The following is a 16215-nucleotide window of genomic DNA, read 5'->3' on the forward strand; positions in this document are numbered from 1 at the left end:
ACCCCACACCGGGGGTGCGGCCCGTCGCCGCTGCCGTAAGCCGTGCTTACTTGCGGATCAGCGAGCGCAGCACGTACTGCATGATGCCGCCGTTGCGGTAGTAGTCCGCCTCGCCGGGGGTGTCGATGCGCACCTTGGCGTCGAACGCAACTTCCCCTCCGCGGCCGTCCCTGGCCTTGACCTTGACCGTCTCCGGGATGCCGCCCTCGTTGAGCGCGGTGACGCCGGTGATGTCGAAGGTCTCCTCGCCGGTCAGGCCCAGCGACTCGGCCGAGGCGCCCTGGGGGAACTGGAGCGGCAGGACGCCCATGCCGATGAGGTTCGAGCGGTGGATGCGCTCGTACGACTCGGCGATGACGGCCTTGACGCCGAGCAGCGCGGTGCCCTTCGCGGCCCAGTCACGGGACGAGCCGGAGCCGTACTCCTTGCCCGCCAGGATGACCAGCGGGGTCCCGGCGGCCTGGTAGTTCTGCGACGCGTCGTAGATGAAGGAGACCGGCCCGCCGTCCTGGGTGAAGTCGCGGGTGAAGCCGCCCTCGGTGCCCGGCGCGATCTGGTTGCGCAGCCGGATGTTGGCGAAGGTGCCGCGGATCATGACCTCGTGGTTGCCCCGGCGCGAGCCGTAGGAGTTGAAGTCACGACGCTCGACACCGTGCTCGGTGAGGTACTTGCCGGCCGGGGTGTCGGCCTTGATCGCACCGGCCGGGGAGATGTGGTCGGTGGTGACCGAGTCGCCCAGCTTGGCCAGGACGCGGGCGCCGGCGACGTCCTCGACCGGGCTCGTCTCCATGGTCATGCCCTCGAAGTACGGGGGCTTGCGCACGTAGGTGGACTCGGCGTCCCACTCGAAGGTGTTGCCGGTCGGGATCGGCAGGGCCTGCCACTGGGCGTCACCGGCGAACACGTCCTGGTAGGACTTGTTGAACATGTCCTCGCCGATGGCGTTGGCCACGACGTCGTTGACCTCGGCCTCGGTCGGCCAGATGTCCTCGAGGAAGACCGGGTTGCCGTCCTGGTCGGTGCCCAGCGCGTCCGTGGTGATGTTCACCTTCATCGAACCGGCGAGGGCATACGCGACAACCAGCGGCGGGGACGCCAGGTAGTTCATCTTGACGTCGGGGTTGATCCGGCCCTCGAAGTTCCGGTTGCCGGAGAGCACCGAGGTGACGGCGAGGTCGGCCTCGTTGACGGCCTTGGAGACCTCCTCCGGCAGCGGACCGGAGTTGCCGATGCAGGTGGTGCAGCCGTAGCCGACGAGGTTGAAGCCGACCTTGTCGAGGTAGGGGGTCAGGCCCGCCTTGTCGAAGTAGTCGGTGACCACCTTCGAGCCCGGGGCCAGGGTGGTCTTGACCCACGGCTTGCGCGTCAGGCCCTTCTCGACCGCCTTCTTGGCCACCAGGGCGGCGGCGACCATGACGTACGGGTTGGAGGTGTTGGTGCAGGAGGTGATCGCGGCGACGGTGACGGCGCCGTGGTCGATCTCGTACTGCGAGCCGTCGGGGGCGATCACCGGGGTCGGCTTGGTGGGCACGCCGTTGGAGACGGCCGGGGCGTCGGAGGCCGGGAAGGACTCCTTGCCCGCCTCGTCCTCCTCCGCGTCGGAGACGTAGTTACGGACGTCCTGGGCGAACTGCTGCGCCGCCTCGGCGAGCACGATGCGGTCCTGGGGCCGCTTGGGGCCGGCGATCGACGGGACGACCGTCGACAGGTCCAGCTCCAGCTTCTCGGAGAAGTCGGGCTCGGCGGCCGGGTCGAGCCAGAGGCCCTGCTCCTTGGCGTAACGCTCGACGAGCGCGACCTGCTGCTCGGAGCGGCCGGTGAGCTTGAGGTAGTTCAGGGTCTCGTCGTCGATCGGGAAGATCGCGGCGGTGGAGCCGAACTCCGGCGACATGTTGCCGATGGTGGCGCGGTTGGCGAGCGACGTGGCGGCGACGCCCTCGCCGTAGAACTCGACGAACTTGCCGACGACACCGTGCTTGCGCAGCATCTCGGTGATGGTCAGCACGAGGTCGGTGGCGGTGGTGCCGGGCTTCAGCTCACCGGTGAGCTTGAAGCCGACGACGCGCGGGATCAGCATGGAGACCGGCTGGCCCAGCATCGCGGCCTCGGCCTCGATGCCGCCGACGCCCCAGCCGAGCACACCGAGGCCGTTGACCATGGTGGTGTGGGAGTCGGTGCCGACCAGGGTGTCCGGGTACGCCTGGCCGTTCCGGACCATGACGGTGCGGGCCAGGTGCTCGATGTTGACCTGGTGGACGATGCCGGTGCCGGGCGGGACGACCTTGAACTCGTCGAACGCGGTCTGGCCCCAGCGCAGGAACTGATAGCGCTCCTTGTTGCGGCCGTACTCCAGCTCCACGTTCTGAGTGAAGGCGTCGTTGGTGCCGAACTTGTCGGCGATCACCGAGTGGTCGATGACCAGCTCGGCCGGGGCCAGCGGGTTGATCTTCGCCGGGTCGCCGCCGAGCTCCTTGACGGCCTCACGCATGGTGGCGAGATCCACCACGCACGGCACACCGGTGAAGTCCTGCATGATCACGCGGGCCGGCGTGAACTGGATCTCCTGGCTGGGCTGGGCCTGCGAGTCCCAGCCGCTCAGGGCGCGGATGTGGTCGGCGGTGATGTTCGCGCCGTCCTCGGTGCGGAGCAGGTTCTCCAGCAGCACCTTCAGGCTGTATGGAAGCCGGGCCGACCCCTCGACCTTGTCCAGCCTGAAGATCTCGTACGATTCGTCGCCCACCTGCAGGGTGCTGCGGGCGTCGAAGCTGTTCGCCGACACGACAGTCTCCTTCATGCATGATTTCGCGCGTACCACCGCAATGCTGCCGTCACATGCCCGCGCCGATCCGCTAAGGTATGGCTAAGTTAGGTAAGCCTTACCGACGCGGGGCGGCGATGCGTCTTCCAGCAGATATCTCGATGTCGAGATAACTCTAATACATCGCCCCCCGCGCGGTCATGCCCCGCCCTGGTGCGAGCGCGTCCCCGGTGTCCCGTCTCATCGAAGGTCGAGTGCCGCTGAGGACGTGACTGACCGGGGAGACGTGGGGTTACCGGCACGTGAGTACGGCGACGCCGCGCTGAGCGCGTTCGAGCTGGGCATCCTGGAGGGCGAGGGGACGCCGACGGGCCGTGTGTGGGACGTCCGGTTCGAGGACGTCGCCCCGGTACGGCGGTTCCGGTGGAACGAGGGCGGCAGCAGTTTTCCGGGAAGTCACCCACCGTGGGCCAGGACCGGGAGCGGCAGACTGGCCCGTGTGAAACGACTCCGGGTGGATGTGGACAGCGTAACGACGCGGCTGGTTCGTCGATTCGGTCCACAGGTTGCCGAATGGTGCGCTGACACGCCGAACCTGATTGCACGGTTGACGTCCCGCTGGGACCTTTCCCTCGGCGAATCCCTACCGGATGGTGCTTCGTCGGTCACGTTGCGGTGCCATTGGCCCGACGGCAGGCCCGCGGTGCTGAAGCTCAGTCCGGATCGGGCCCTTTTGGTCGAGCAGGTCGGAATGTTGGGGTGGTTCGCGGCCTCGGGCAGGGTGCCCGCTGTGCTGGCCGTCGACGAGGACGCGGGCGCAATGGTGCTGGAAGAGGTCGTGCCCGGAACGCCGGCGGAGGACATGCCTGCTGCTTCGCTTCCCGGGCAGTGGTCGGATCTGCTCGCCGCGCTGCACGGGGTCGCTCCGCCTCCGCGGCCGCCGCGTGTGCTGCGCGGCCGGTGCGAGGAGGCCTTCGCCCGTGTCGGTAGGCGGCTGTCCGAGCCTGCGATCAGTGCACGTATGGATGTCACTGCGTGGGACAGGGCCATCCAGCGGTGTGAGCGGCTGCTGGACACGGAAGCGACAACCGTGCTGCTCCACGGTGACCTGCACCTGGGCAACGTACTCGACGGTGGCGCGGAGCGCGGTCTGATGGCCATCGATCCGAAGGCATGTGTGGGTGATCCGTGCTTCGACGCTGTGGACTACGTCGTGGCCGGCGCCGGGCTGGAGGGCGTCGAGACCCGCTGCGCGCGCGTGGCGGCGGCGTGCGGGTTCGATGGCGACCGGCTCCACGCCTGGAGCCAGGTGATCGCCCCGTTCGCGGCCATCGCCCACCTCGGTAACGGTGGTGAGGAGCCGGTGATCGATGAACTGCTCGCGTTGGCCCGGTGAGAACACGATGAGACCGCTCGGCCTTCGATGAGACGGGACACCGGCGTTCACCGGTAAGGGTGACCGCCGGCCGGAAGGGCTCCGAGGGGCGGCGTTCCGCGTTAGACCTGAGGCCATGAGCATGTGCGCGGACGCGACCGACGGCCCCGGAACGGACGACGACCGGGCCCGAACCGGCCCCGGTCACCTCCGAGTTCGGAACTGAGCCACCCCGGCCCCCGCGATACTGCTGCAATGGACCCGCACCTGCTCCGCACGTTCGTCTCCGTGGCCCGCTGCGGATCCTTCTCCGACGCCGCCCATGAGCTGGGCTTCACCCCGGCGGCGGTCTCCGAGCACATCGCGTCCCTCGAAGCGGATCTGCGCACGTCACTGCTGACCCGGCGGCCGGTCATGCTCACCAGCGCGGGCGCACGGCTGCTGGAACACGCCGGTCCGCTGCTGCTGCGGCTGGACGCGGCGCGGGCCGATGTCGAGCGGCTGTCGGGGTCCGGCGCCGCCCGGCTGGTGGTGGGGGCCTCGCCGCTGGCGATGACCCCGAGGATCGCCGCGGCCCTGGACCGGGTGCGCCAGGCGCATCCGGCCATCCGGGCCTCGTTGCGCATCCTCGGCCGCCGGGAGATCCCGGCGGCGGTGGCGTCCGGGGCGCTGGACCTGGGGCTGGTCGACGGCCCGGCCACCCCCGCCGACGCCCTGCCGCTGCCCGAGGTGGGTCCGCTCACCGCGGTCACGGTCGCGGAGGCCCCACTGGTGGTGGCCCTGCCCACCGGCCATCCGCTGGCCCGCCGGCTCGGCCTGCGGCTGGCCGACCTCGCCGACGCCCACTGGCTGGACGCCCCGGACGCCGCCATGCCGCTGGCGCAGCTGCGCGCGGTGAGCCGGAGCGGCGGCTTCCGCGCCTCGCTGACGTACGAGGGCACCGATGTACGCGGCCTCGTCGCCCTCACCGCCGCGGGCCACGGCCTGGCCCTCCTCCCCCACCCGGCCACCAAGGGCGCCCCCGGCATCGTCACGGCCCCCCTGATCGCCCCCCGCCTGGTCCACCGCACCGAACTCCTCCACGGCCCCGCGGTCGACGGCCCGGCGCGGACGCTGGCGGCGGTGGTGACGGGGGATCGTCACCGGTACGGGTGATCCGTGAGACGGATCCCCACCACGCCGGATATCGGCTGCGATCCTCGCGTCCCGATACCCGATGGAGGGCCGATGAGCACGCAATCACCCGCGTACCCGACCGACGACCCCGAGACCGCCCTCAAGTACGCGGTCCAGCGCATCCGTGGTTTCGACCGCGTACAGGTCATCGAAGGGTTCATCGAACCGCTGTCACCGGATTGGGAGCACGAGAGCACCGTCGCGAAGATCCGGGAGCACATCACGCCGGTGGTGAACGCCCTGGACTGCATGACCGGATCCGGGGATCTGGACCTTCCCGGCACCACCAATTGGTTTGTACCGGACCTCGCCGTCGTCTTCCAGGGCCTGGCCAAAGGCGCCGGAGCCCTGCTCCCCGACCAGACCCTCCTGATCGTCGAGGTGACCTCCGACGCGAACGGGGACACCGACCGGGTCGTCAAGCGGCGCCGCTACGCCGAGTACGGCGCCCCGCCGTATCTCCTGGTCGACCGGCAGCAGCGCACCTGCACGCTCTACTCGGTGCCCGGCGGCCTCGGATACACCAAAGGTGGACGGCCCCCATCCCTTCGGCACCCCGCTCGCGCTCCCGGAGCCGTTCGACCTGGAGCTGGACACCTCCGATTTCCGATGGGCTTCAGCCGCCCGCGACGCGGGTCCCGGCCAGGAATGGTGCTTGGCTACGAGAGGAACCGCACCCGGACGGCCGTCACTCCTTCGCCCCCTCCGGTCGCATGCGCATCTCATATCTGAGATAGCCTCTTCTGCATGACTGACGACTACCTCTCACGTATCGGCAAGCTCATCCGTGACGCCCGCCAACACCGAGGCTGGACCCAGTCCCAGCTCGCGGAGGCGCTCGGTACAAGCCAGAGTGCGGTCAACCGCATTGAGCGGGGAAACCAGAACATCAGCCTTGAGATGATCGCCAGGATCGGTGAGGCCCTGGACAGTGAGATCGTCTCCCTCGGCTACGCGGGCCCGATGCACCTTCGGGTGGTCGGCGGCCGTCGGCTGTCCGGTGCCATCGACGTCAAGACGAGCAAGAACGCGTGTGTGGCGCTGCTGTGCGCCACGCTTCTCAACGCGGGCCGTACGACACTGCGGAGAGTCGCCAGGATCGAGGAGGTCTACCGCATCCTCGAAGTCCTGGGCAGCATCGGCGTACGCACCCGCTGGATCAACGACGGCGCCGATCTGGAGATCGTGCCGCCCGCCGAGTTGGACCTCGAGACCATGGACACCGAGGCCGCGCGCCGGACGCGCAGCGTCATCATGTTCCTCGGTCCGCTGCTGCACCGGATGAGCCACTTCCGGATTCCCTACGCGGGCGGTTGCGACCTGGGCACCCGCACCGTTCAGCCGCATATGACCGCCTTGCGCCACTTCGGCCTCGAAGTGACCGCCACCGACGGGATGTACCACGCCGCGGTCGACCGCTCCGTCTCGCCCACCCGCGCCATCGTGCTGACCGAACGGGGCGACACCGTCACCGAGAACGCGCTGCTGGCGGCCGCCCGGCACGACGGTGTCACGGTGATCCGCAACGCCTCGTCCAACTACATGGTCCAGGATCTCTGCTTCTTCCTGGAGGAGTTGGGCGTCAAGGTCGAGGGCGTGGGCACCACGACGCTGACCGTCCACGGCGTCGCCCACATCGACCGCGATGTGGACTACTCGCCCTCCGAGGACCCGGTCGAGGCGATGAGCCTGCTGGCCGCCGCCGTCATCACCGAGTCGGAGCTGACGATCCGCCGGGTGCCGGTGGAGTTCCTGGAGATCGAGCTGGCCGTCCTGGAGGAGATGGGGCTGGACCACGAGCGCGGCCGGGAGTACGCGGCGGACAACGGCCGCACCCGGCTGGTCGACCTGACCGTGCGGCCGTCCAAGCTGCAGGCCCCCATCGACAAGATCCACCCGATGCCCTTCCCCGGCGTCAACATCGACAATGTGCCCTTCTTCGCGGCGATCGCGGCCGTCGCCCAGGGCTCGACGCTGATCCACGACTGGGTCTACGACAACCGCGCGATCTACCTCACCGAGCTCAACCGGCTCGGCGCCCACGTCAAACTGCTCGACCCGCACCGCGTCCTGGTCGAGGGCCCGACCCGCTGGCGCTCCGCCGAGATGATGTGCCCGCCCGCCCTGCGCCCCGCGGTGGTCGTCCTGCTGGCGATGATGGCCGCGCCGGGCACCTCGGTCCTGCGCAACGTGTACGTCATCAACCGGGGTTACGAGGACCTGGCCGAGCGGCTGAACTCGATCGGCGCCCAGATCGAGACCTTCCGCGACATCTGACCGGCGGGGTGTCGTGCCCCTTGGAGGCAAGGGGCACGACACCTCAACGTGGCAGCTGACCTGCGGATACCTATCTTCACGGCCTTCCACTGATCTCTGTCATTTTCCAGCACCTTGTGCAATGCATGTGCAAGATGATCTTGAATGGCTGACGGAATGTCAAGAAAACCTGAGTTACCGTCAGTCTTTACTAAGGGTTGTCGCCGAAGTGGCCTCGCAACATCCGATGCCGGTCGTGTCACGCCGACCGCGTCTGGTCGACGAGGTGACCCGCCATCTGCCCGACGTCTCCGGCCGCGCATCCGAGTCCTCCGGCTGACCACTTCGCCACGCAGAAGAGGACCCGCACCACGCGGGCGCGGGTCCTCTGTCGTAGTCGGGCGCCGTGACGGCTGAGCCTGCGCCCACCTCGTGGGAGCACCCGCCGTGACGTCCGGGCCAGCGGGGTGTCGGGCCGCCCTACGATGAGCAGCGGGACAGGCCTCCGCGCCCCAGGCTCTGGCCTTCAGTACATAGCCGTGGGGACCGCCGAGACCGACCGACAGCTGACCGACTCCACCCGCCTGATGTATTCCGCCGACATGGCCGCCTTCACTGCCTGGTGCGCGAGCGTCGGTCGGCGGCCGCTGCCTGCTCCGCAGCTGCGTCTTTGCCACCCGGGCCGAGGCGAACCTGGCGCTCTTCGAGTACATCGACGGCTTCGACAACAGCCGGCGCGCATCCAGAAACGGCTCGGCTACCTCAGCCCCATCGCATTCGAGGAGCAGTACTACGCCGACCGGGCGATGGCCGAACAAGCGAACCTGAGCATCCATCAACCCGCCCTGAACAGCTGATCAGCACCTCCCGAACAACGGGGGAACCTCAGAGGTCCGAGACCACAGGACGTGGGAAGGCATCGTGACCGGTGGCGGCAGGCCCAAGCTCGCCGCACTTCAGGCTCCGCCCACTGGCAATGGGCGTACTGCGACGCATTAGATAGGGCGCACCTCCTCGATCGCTGTCAGGACACCCTTACGCACGAATGAGCCCCGCGCCTCCTCGGTGAAGGAACGGAGTTCTTCGGTGGGCAATCGGCCCCGCCGAGCGGGCGGAGGGGAGCGCGCTGACGCCGCGCGAGACGACGGTGCTACCGCTTACTGGCGCCCACACTGTGGACACCATCGGCGGCCAGGTCGATATCTCGGTCCGCGCCGTGCATAAGCCCGTCGAGGTCGAGAACGTCTACCGCAAGCTGGGCAACCGCGACCGCATGGGATCGCGCCGCGAGCAATACCTTCCTCGCCAAGACTTTCGTCGTCGCTCAATGTCACTCGCCCCAGCTGCCCAGTTCCCCGGACGCTGTGTTCCGGATGGACTCGCGTAGCAGGGGAAGCCACGATCCCCATGCTCGTGGTGGCAACGGTCCGGTGCGTTGGGCCGAGGACTGCAGCGTGAACCGCAGACCTTGGTCGCCATCGTGATCATCGATCCATCGCCGCAGCTCTCGGTCGAGATCGCCTGCCGCTTCGTTGGTGAACAGGATGTGCGCCGTGTGGGGGGTGGTGAAGGTGACCGACACGTCGGCGGGACCAGTGAGGAGATGGACCGACACCTCCCAGAGCAGGCGCGGGTCCTCATGGCGCGCTGTGAGCACCCAGCGCCCATCCGCGCTTTGGTATTGGGTTTCTGACGGTGCCTCCGCGGCTGCGGCAGCGATCTCCCAGGGGTCACGTTCCGGTAGGGACCACCGTACGTGCCCTCCGCCACCGGCCTGTGCGGCGGAAAGCGTGAACGTCCACACCTCACCCGTCGGCAGAGCCACCTCATCACGCGCAGGTCGCCGGGAGGGCCGGTCGGGGGCTGCCGCCGTGTACTGCGTGAAAGTGGTAGGGGCAGTGGCGTTGAGGTAGGGCGGCAACCAGTGCGGCAGGGTGAGCCGAGACCAGGCTTCGCGGGCGGCGGTCGGGGGAGACAGCTCAGACAGAATCCGAAGACCTTCGGCGACAGCAGGCAGCAGACGCTCCTCGTCGATCCGTTCCAGTTCAGCAACAGCGTCGCCAGCCCGGCGGGTACGGAGGGCAAGCCACAGCCGAAGGGCGGCGACATCCGGCCCCGTCAGCGCGTTCGCACGTACGCCACTGCCCATCTGCTCAAGCCGGCGTTCGAGCTCCTGTGGTTCGCCACGGAGGACGTACAAGTAGCCAACGGCGAGGTCGAAGAGGGAGGGACCCGAACGGCGTCCGGCGGCCATGGCAGGAGCTTCGTCCCACCAGATGCTCTCAATGGTCTCGGCCCATTCCATACGGCCTGCGCGCAGCGCCTCGAGCAGCGTGAAGCCCGAATCCGCGGCAGGCCAGACTTCAACCCGGCCGACATACCGCCCGGCGGCGGCACGAAGCACGATCGCGGTATTGCCCGGAACAACGGTGCAAGCGGGCCGCCCCCGCCCCACCTTGGCTTGTAGAACCAAAGCGTCTCCCGGAGTCTCCGAGAGCGGCGGGGTGACCGGCCGAGGGCCGGAAAGTGTGTCGGCGTCTGACGCGGCCGGGAGCTCGTACGGTACCCACTGGCCGGCTGAGCGGTGCCACAGTCTCAGCCACCCTTTGCTCCTGCTACCAGTGGCTGAGGCGGCGGCGCCGGTAGCCACGAGACGCCCGAAATCGATCTCTTCCGAGCGAACGGTGACAACGGTCGGGCGCAGCGTAACGTAAGGCGACCATGCGGCAACCAGACAACGTTCCGCCCCGTGCAACCGCAGCCGGCCGTGGACGCCGGCGCGTAACGGCATGGTGTGGCGGGTTCGGCCGCTCTGGTCGATGACTTCTATGACGCCGATTACCGTCCCGAACTTCGCAGTCGCCACGTGCGGGGGCCGGAAGGGGATCTCGATGCCGCTTGAGGGGAAGCTCACTGGGCGTCCACCTTCAACATCCGTCCGTAGCAGGGCGGATGCAGCCAGACATCCTGTCGGGTGGCGGCATACGGACCATCGGCAAATTCGACCTGCACTTCTCCTGGCCCCGGTGGCCCGGAATCGCACCAGGGTTCGTTCGCGGGCGCACGGTAGGCCGTCGTGTTTCCTCGGGCGTCTCGCAGTGTCCAGTCCGCGGCGGCAAGCGAATCCGGTGGATCCGTATCGAAGTGGAAAGGCACGCCGGGGCATTCGGTGAACCGGAACAGCGTGCCGCCGCGCACCTGCCCCGTGATCACGCACTGCTGCTCGGTGGAGGCGCCGGCTGACAGGCCGGGCCACCCCATGAGGCCGTTAATGGCGGGGCCGACGCTGGTGGTGGTGACCTGCCAGTCGTCGCCACTGCTACTTGGCTGCGGCGAGAACAGAGCCCGTAGCGCGGCCTGTGTAAACACGGTGGGACGGTCGGGGTCGCCATAGGCCGGTGCGCCCGCCGAGGTCGAGAGGACCACGAGTTGCTCGGGCTCGCGGTCACGGACGCGGGACTGCCCGAGCGGGGTGGCGTTCAGCGTCTCGTAGTCGAGGTCTAGGTCGTGGGAGTCCCGGCACGCGTCGATTAAGAAGCACTGGATCGAGGAGCGGTTGGCCCGCATATTCTGGATGGTGCGGCGGATGTCGACGGCGTTCTGGAAGTAGTGATGCGGATCGTGCCCTGCGTCCTGCAGGAGGAGGGCGTGGTCGCCGTGCGCGCCGAGCTGCACGCCGTGCCCGCAGAAGAAGAACAAGGCGATGTTGTCGGCGTGGCTGTCGCATCGGTCGTACCAGGCGCCAAAGGCCTCTTGCACATCGGCGAGGCTCGCCCGGCCCCCACCGGGGTGTGGGGCGCTCAGACCGTGCGGCTCGCTGATCACCGCCTCGATGCTCCCCAGGGGATGTCCGGAGTGCTTGCTCAGCTGGTCCTGCAGCACGGAACAGAACGCACGGGCCGAAGCGGGCGGCGACGTCAACTGCCGCAGCCTCCGCGACAGTCTGTCGCCCGACCTTCTGGGCACGTGGTTGCGCCCTCCGTGTAGCCAGTCGTAACCGCCCACCCCGAGTACGAGTGCGTGAACCGCTGGACCGGACGCGTCCCCGCTCTCCCAGAGCGTCGTCATACGGCCTCGCCCCCCACGCGCGCGGCGAGGCGGTAGTGAAACTGCGGGCACGTGGTGTACGCACCGTGCGCCCACCACGCCCCGGTGCCGAAGACAAGGTCCTCGGCACCGTCGAAGACGGGTGATGCGGCGAAGGCGAGCGGGTCGGCGCGGTCGAGGACATTGATCCAGCGCCCTACGTTCGTGATAGCGGGGACACGGAGCGGTCCACGGTGGCGGTCAGGGACGGCCGGGTCACTGGAGCGGAACAGCTTGAGTTCTTCAAACAGGCCGACCTGGGAGCCGACGGTCACGAGGAGATCGACGCGCAATCCCCGACGATCGTGCGACAGGATGTCGTACACGATGTTCCCGCCCATGCTGTGGGCCACGACGGCCAGGGGCTCCTTACGTCTGTCCGCCACCTCGGCCGCTGCGTCCAGTGCGTCACGCACCAGCTCCACGACCGGGCCTCCCGAAGCTCGGTTACGTGACGTGAAGAGGCTGACGATGTCGCCCAGCAGCAGGGCCGTTCCCTTGGTGACTGTCGCCCGCGCACCGGCCGCCAGGGGACGGGTGATGCCTCCCGCGGCCCAGCGGTTGATGCGGTGGGCCGCCTTGGCGACGGCACGCGGCACCGTCCGGGGTGATGTTCCGAACCTCTCGCGAGCAGACCGGGGCACCGGACTCTTCGATGGCGTTCCCGTCCTCGCCCGCCAGGCGGCCGCTTCCTCTCCTAACCGTTCAAGGAATTCGGTGTCGTCGGCCACGTCGTCCAGCCATGCGAAGACCGTGACTCCGTCTGTGTGCTCCCCCGCCTTCGTCGTTGCCGCCCAGTACTCCGTGGCGAGGCCGCAGAACGTCGCGGCCTCCCAATCACCGTCCTCCGCCTCGGCAAGCGCGGTGCACAGAGAGTCGATCGACCACTGGAGCGAGGTATGCGCCGCTGTGAGGAGGGCAGTTCCCTCCGTGCTGCCGGCGGCCTCGGCAAGGTCGGCGGCCATGGAACGTGCCTCGCTCACCGGTTCGTGCCCGCCCAGTCGCTCCGCCTGGCCGGTATCGAGCGAGGCCCAATCCCACGCCGGTTCGGCGACAAGCTCGCCCCACCACGGACTGGCGATCGGCGTGTCTGGCGCGCACCGAAGGCTCGCGAGCACGTAGCGCCGATAAAGAGCATTTCGCACCGAGGCTCGGCCGGAGTCCTCGCGCTCCCGGTTTCCGATGCCGTGAACATGCACCAGTGGCATGCTTCCCCCCCTTTCCCCAAGTACCCCATTATGCCCAATGGGCTCAGCCCGAGACGGCCAAGCGCCGGGCTTCACAAACAAACGGACCAACCACTCAGAAGGGACCAGGAGTCACGATCCCCTGACCAAGCCCACAGGCCCTCGATCGAACGGAGTCGCCGTTGGCCTGAGCTACGTCGCATTACTCATCCAAAGGCGTCCGGCCACGGGCTAGCCGCCGGGAAGGGTATCGCCGGCGACAAGAAGCGGGTTCACACGGTTGTCGGCTTCCCATAGACCTCCTGCGATAACCCTGCGCTCCCAACGGATCGCTACTACGTATCGGCGGCCGTGTCACAGAAGCGTGGGTGGTTCTTGGCACTTCCGAGGGAGGACTAGATGACACCGTCAGTCAGGAGTAGTGCCTCTTTCCCTCGGTTCGCTTCTCAATCGAAGGCGCCCACTCGACGCGACCTCCCTTGAGGGCCTTCCCGATGTCGGCCAACGTCTCCTCGTCGAGCAACGAGGGATTCATCTCAAGCATCAGTGTGATGCTGTCCTCAACTTGCTTAGGCGTAAGCGACTCCATTACGTCATTCAGCACCAAAGGGCCATCCTCACCCTCGATCCGAGCATTGCGTAGAGTTTTCAACTGCTCTTCACTGAACAGCCTGGCCAGCAAAGCCGCAACAAAGCGCTCCCGCGCTTCCACGCTGCTCATGCTGGCTCTATACCCTTCGAGCGCGGCAACCAATTCGCGCGAAGCCTCTGGAGATGAAGATTCGACCAAGGTGGACGTCTCAGGAGTGATGGCTTGACTGTCAGCCTTGCGAGTCTGGGCAAGTCTGTCGCGCGTCGACTTCACGAACGGGCGGGCCTGAGAATTCCACCATCTCTTGAGGCGTGGTGCAGCCCATTCCGCAGCTTTGATGAGAATAACCAGAGCCTCGACTATCTCCTCGGGCTCCAAGCGCTCCCGCGCTCGGGAATCCGACCTGTGCTCGTCGGTGACATAGACGACCGACGGCGAGCCCGTTAGCGAATCCCCTTCACTCTCGTCGATGTCATAAATCTTGACTTGCCCCTTAACCCCTTTCGCGCCAGGAATGAACAGATTTGGGCTCGATGCACCATCACCATCCTTTGATCGCCCAAGCTGCGTTCCCTCTTCGTACTCAATCTCGACTCTTTTCCTTACCATTCATTTCCTCCATACGCAGGCTTGGTCGATTCTTCGGGAGTCATTCTCTAACTGCACCTGTTTAGGAGACGATCCGGTCAGCGAGCTCGCTGCCAGGGCGAGACCGGGGTCTACTGCTCCACTAGCTTCCAGGGGGGGATGATCAATGGCGCGATAGCCATCCTTCAGTCGATTAGCCCAGGTCCTGGCGAAGGCGGCGGAGATAGGCGTCGATCTGCGCCAGCCCCGGCCAGCCGCTTCCCCGGATGCGGGAGGTCTCCGATCGGAGCCGGTCGCCTACGTGCAGTGCCTGATGGAGGCTTTCGGTCGCGGCGTACAGACTCATCAGTCGTGCGAGGGCATCCAAGTAGCGGTTGACGGCGTCCTCGTCGTCGGGCGCGGGCGTGGTCTCGCTGACGCGGTCGAAGGCTTGGATGGCGGCAGTGGCTTCGCCGAGTTCCATTCGGCACTGCGCGGCGTAGTACCAGCACAGCTGGGCTTGCTCGTCGTCGTCGCCGTAGCGGTCGGTGTATTGGTGGGCGAGCGGCTCAAAGAGCGCGAGGGCTTCGCGGTGGCTTCCGGCCAGGAACTTCACCTGGGCGAGGCTGAACTGCATACCTTCTCTGAGCTCCGGGTCAGCGGCTCTCGCGATGGCCTCGGCGAGTGCGTCGGCTGCCTGGGTGAACTGGCCCTCCTGAGCCAGCCCCGCCGCCCGGTCGGAAACCGCGTCCGCCTCTTGCTCGGTCAGTGCGGCAGGGCCTGTCGCCGGCCCCTGCGGTGCGGCTTCCTGTGGGGGCGCGAGCGGCGAGGGAACTACGGAGTGGGGCCGGCTGGCCTATGCACTCAGCAAGGGTTCCAAGATCGACCCTGAGTCAGCCGGGGTGCTTATTGATCATGCGGCCCGGTTGCATGTGGACGAGCTGAACGAGAGCGCGCTCAGCCTGCAGTCTCGGGTCGAGGCACACTTGGACGCGATCACCGCAGCCCTTCCCCGCGCCGGAACCCACGAGCGAGCGCTGACCATCGCGGCGGGAGAGACCGCAGCTCTAGCCGGATGGGTTGCCTGGGACCTCGGCGAGCACGACAAGGCCACCTCCTACTACGGAGTGACCTCGGAGTGCGCGAAGAAGGCTGGGCACCCCCCTCTGCGCGCCCTGGCTCTGGGCTACGCGAGCTACGGTGCCCCCAGCCCTGTGAAGTCGCTGGAGATGCTTTCGCAGGCAGCTCAGGACGTACGCGGACGTGGCAACGCAACCGCCGCAGCATGGGCCCTGGGCCGGTACGCGGAGGAGGCCGCCCAGTCAGGCGATGACGCTGGCGCCCTTCGCGCGCTGGACCAAGCCAAGTTCGCTTATGACTTCGCCGACCATACGAGCGAGCAGGCGTGGGTCCGCTTCGTGACGCCGTATCGGATGGACTCCTTAACCCTCTCGGTCTACGGCGAACTCAAGCGTCAGGAGCTGACGGCCACGGCCGACTCCGCAGTCGAGCGCCTCGGCGGTGGACTACCCGAATCCGGTGTGGTCGTCCTGGGGGACCTGGCGTCCGCACTTCTGCGCGGCGGCGACGTAGACCGCGGGGCCTACGTCGCGCACCAGTTCGCAGCAGCGGCGGAGTCGAAGCCCAACACCATGGGCCGTCAGCGGGCGCGGGCCATCGCTGCCGGGCTCCCCGACACCGAGCATGCTCTGGCCAGCCACCTGCTGACGTTCGCGACGCTGTGAAGCGTCCAAGCGCACGGGCTCGGTGAGAGCGAGGCGCTGCGGTGGTGACCTCTACTGCGGACGCGTCTCGTCGACGCCCCAGGACAAGTACGCCTCCGACCCTCCGGTCACAGGCAGCGTGACCCACTGGGGGACGTCGTACGGGTGCCTCTCGTGCAGCCATGCCTCAAGCGCGGGGAGGCGATCCGCCGACGTCATGTAGGAGATCCGCCACTCCTGAGCCGCTTCGACCTTCCCCTGCCACCAGTAGAAGGCGGTGATGGGCGCATCGATGTGAACGCCCGCCGCCAGTTTGCTCTCAACAGCGCCTCTGGCGAGGGTCTTCGCCTGCTCCTCGTCGTCACTCGTCGTCTGCGCGATCACGATCTCGGGGTCCATGCGGCTACCTCTCCACCTCGGGTACCGCGACCCTACCCATGTGTTCGACGCAGGCCAGCGAGAGGGGCGGAGGCGGCCCGTAGTGTTCGAGCCGC

The 16215-nt window shown here is 67.6% G+C and carries 12 protein-coding genes and 1 pseudogene; 6 read left to right on the forward strand and 7 right to left on the reverse strand.

The window, feature by feature from the left end; genetic code table 11:
- Positions 1-46: 46 nt before the first annotated feature.
- Positions 47-2779 (reverse strand): aconitate hydratase AcnA, encoded by a 2733-nt coding sequence (gene acnA, locus ACFYOY_RS26225; protein WP_351879118.1) that lies wholly within the window; start codon positions 2777-2779, stop codon positions 47-49.
- A gap of 499 nt (positions 2780-3278) precedes the next feature.
- On the opposite strand from acnA, the gene ACFYOY_RS26230 reads away from it, so the two are divergent.
- The 5 genes and pseudogenes from ACFYOY_RS26230 to ACFYOY_RS26250 all read left to right on the forward strand — a co-directional run bounded on the left by ACFYOY_RS26230 (position 3279) and on the right by ACFYOY_RS26250 (position 8422).
- Entirely contained in the window at positions 3279-4154 is an 876-nt protein-coding gene (locus ACFYOY_RS26230) for an aminoglycoside phosphotransferase family protein (protein WP_351879586.1), read from the forward strand.
- 234 nt (positions 4155-4388) lie between these two features.
- Positions 4389-5288 carry a LysR family transcriptional regulator gene (locus ACFYOY_RS26235; RefSeq protein ID WP_351879121.1) on the forward strand — a complete coding sequence of 300 codons (900 nt, stop codon included), beginning with the start codon at positions 4389-4391 and terminating at the stop codon, positions 5286-5288.
- Between the two features lie 72 nt (positions 5289-5360).
- Positions 5361-5913: pseudogene (locus tag ACFYOY_RS26240) on the forward strand (Uma2 family endonuclease); the annotation flags it as partial.
- 143 nt (positions 5914-6056) lie between these two features.
- Positions 6057-7586 carry a UDP-N-acetylglucosamine 1-carboxyvinyltransferase gene (locus tag ACFYOY_RS26245; RefSeq protein WP_351879124.1) on the forward strand — a complete coding sequence of 510 codons (1530 nt, stop codon included), beginning with the start codon at positions 6057-6059 and terminating at the stop codon, positions 7584-7586.
- A 518-nt stretch (positions 7587-8104) separates the two neighbouring features.
- Positions 8105-8422: a hypothetical protein gene (locus tag ACFYOY_RS26250; protein ID WP_388589964.1), complete on the forward strand. Its 318-nt coding sequence runs from the start codon at positions 8105-8107 to the stop codon at positions 8420-8422.
- Positions 8423-8895: 473 nt separating this feature from the next.
- Here ACFYOY_RS26250 and ACFYOY_RS26255 read toward each other — a convergent pair whose 3' ends face one another.
- From ACFYOY_RS26255 to ACFYOY_RS26275, 5 genes are all read right to left on the reverse strand, one after another.
- Entirely contained in the window at positions 8896-10479 is a 1584-nt protein-coding gene (locus ACFYOY_RS26255; RefSeq protein WP_388589967.1) for a hypothetical protein, read from the reverse strand.
- Positions 10476-11447 (reverse strand): caspase family protein, encoded by a 972-nt coding sequence (locus ACFYOY_RS26260; protein ID WP_388589969.1) that lies wholly within the window; start codon positions 11445-11447, stop codon positions 10476-10478. Before ACFYOY_RS26260 ends, ACFYOY_RS26255 begins: the two co-directional genes overlap by 4 nt.
- A 182-nt stretch (positions 11448-11629) precedes the next feature.
- Positions 11630-12859 (reverse strand): hypothetical protein, encoded by a 1230-nt coding sequence (locus tag ACFYOY_RS26265; protein ID WP_388589972.1) that lies wholly within the window; start codon positions 12857-12859, stop codon positions 11630-11632.
- 391 nt (positions 12860-13250) lie between these two features.
- Entirely contained in the window at positions 13251-14039 is a 789-nt protein-coding gene (locus ACFYOY_RS26270) for a hypothetical protein (protein WP_388589974.1), read from the reverse strand.
- Between the two features lie 172 nt (positions 14040-14211).
- Positions 14212-14634: a tol-pal system YbgF family protein gene (locus tag ACFYOY_RS26275; RefSeq protein WP_388589977.1), complete on the reverse strand. Its 423-nt coding sequence runs from the start codon at positions 14632-14634 to the stop codon at positions 14212-14214.
- A gap of 265 nt (positions 14635-14899) precedes the next feature.
- Here ACFYOY_RS26275 and ACFYOY_RS26280 point away from each other — a divergent pair, with 265 nt between their 5' ends.
- Positions 14900-15742, forward strand: a complete 843-nt coding sequence (locus ACFYOY_RS26280; protein WP_388589980.1) for a hypothetical protein — start codon at positions 14900-14902, stop codon at positions 15740-15742.
- 51 nt (positions 15743-15793) lie between these two features.
- Here the strand turns inward: ACFYOY_RS26280 and cutA are convergent, their stop codons facing one another.
- Entirely contained in the window at positions 15794-16120 is a 327-nt protein-coding gene (gene cutA / locus ACFYOY_RS26285) for a divalent-cation tolerance protein CutA (protein WP_388589983.1), read from the reverse strand.
- Positions 16121-16215: the final 95 nt, after the last annotated feature.

The sequence above is a fragment of the Streptomyces sp. NPDC007875 genome (assembly GCF_042868035.1).
Lineage (GTDB): Bacteria > Actinomycetota > Actinomycetes > Streptomycetales > Streptomycetaceae > Streptomyces > Streptomyces antimycoticus.

Bases quoted from the DNA above. Each gene is read 5' to 3' on its own strand.
- ACFYOY_RS26235 (WP_351879121.1), top strand. From the start codon at position 4,389: ATGGACCCGCACCTGCTCCGCACGTTCGTCTCCGTGGCCCGCTGCGGA.
- ACFYOY_RS26245 (WP_351879124.1), top strand. From the start codon at position 6,057: ATGACTGACGACTACCTCTCACGTATCGGCAAGCTCATCCGTGACGCC.
- ACFYOY_RS26265 (WP_388589972.1), bottom strand. From the start codon at position 12,859: ATGCCACTGGTGCATGTTCACGGCATCGGAAACCGGGAGCGCGAGGAC.
- ACFYOY_RS26270 (WP_388589974.1), bottom strand. From the start codon at position 14,039: ATGGTAAGGAAAAGAGTCGAGATTGAGTACGAAGAGGGAACGCAGCTT.
- ACFYOY_RS26275 (WP_388589977.1), bottom strand. From the start codon at position 14,634: ATGCAGTTCAGCCTCGCCCAGGTGAAGTTCCTGGCCGGAAGCCACCGC.
- cutA (WP_388589983.1), bottom strand. From the start codon at position 16,120: ATGGACCCCGAGATCGTGATCGCGCAGACGACGAGTGACGACGAGGAG.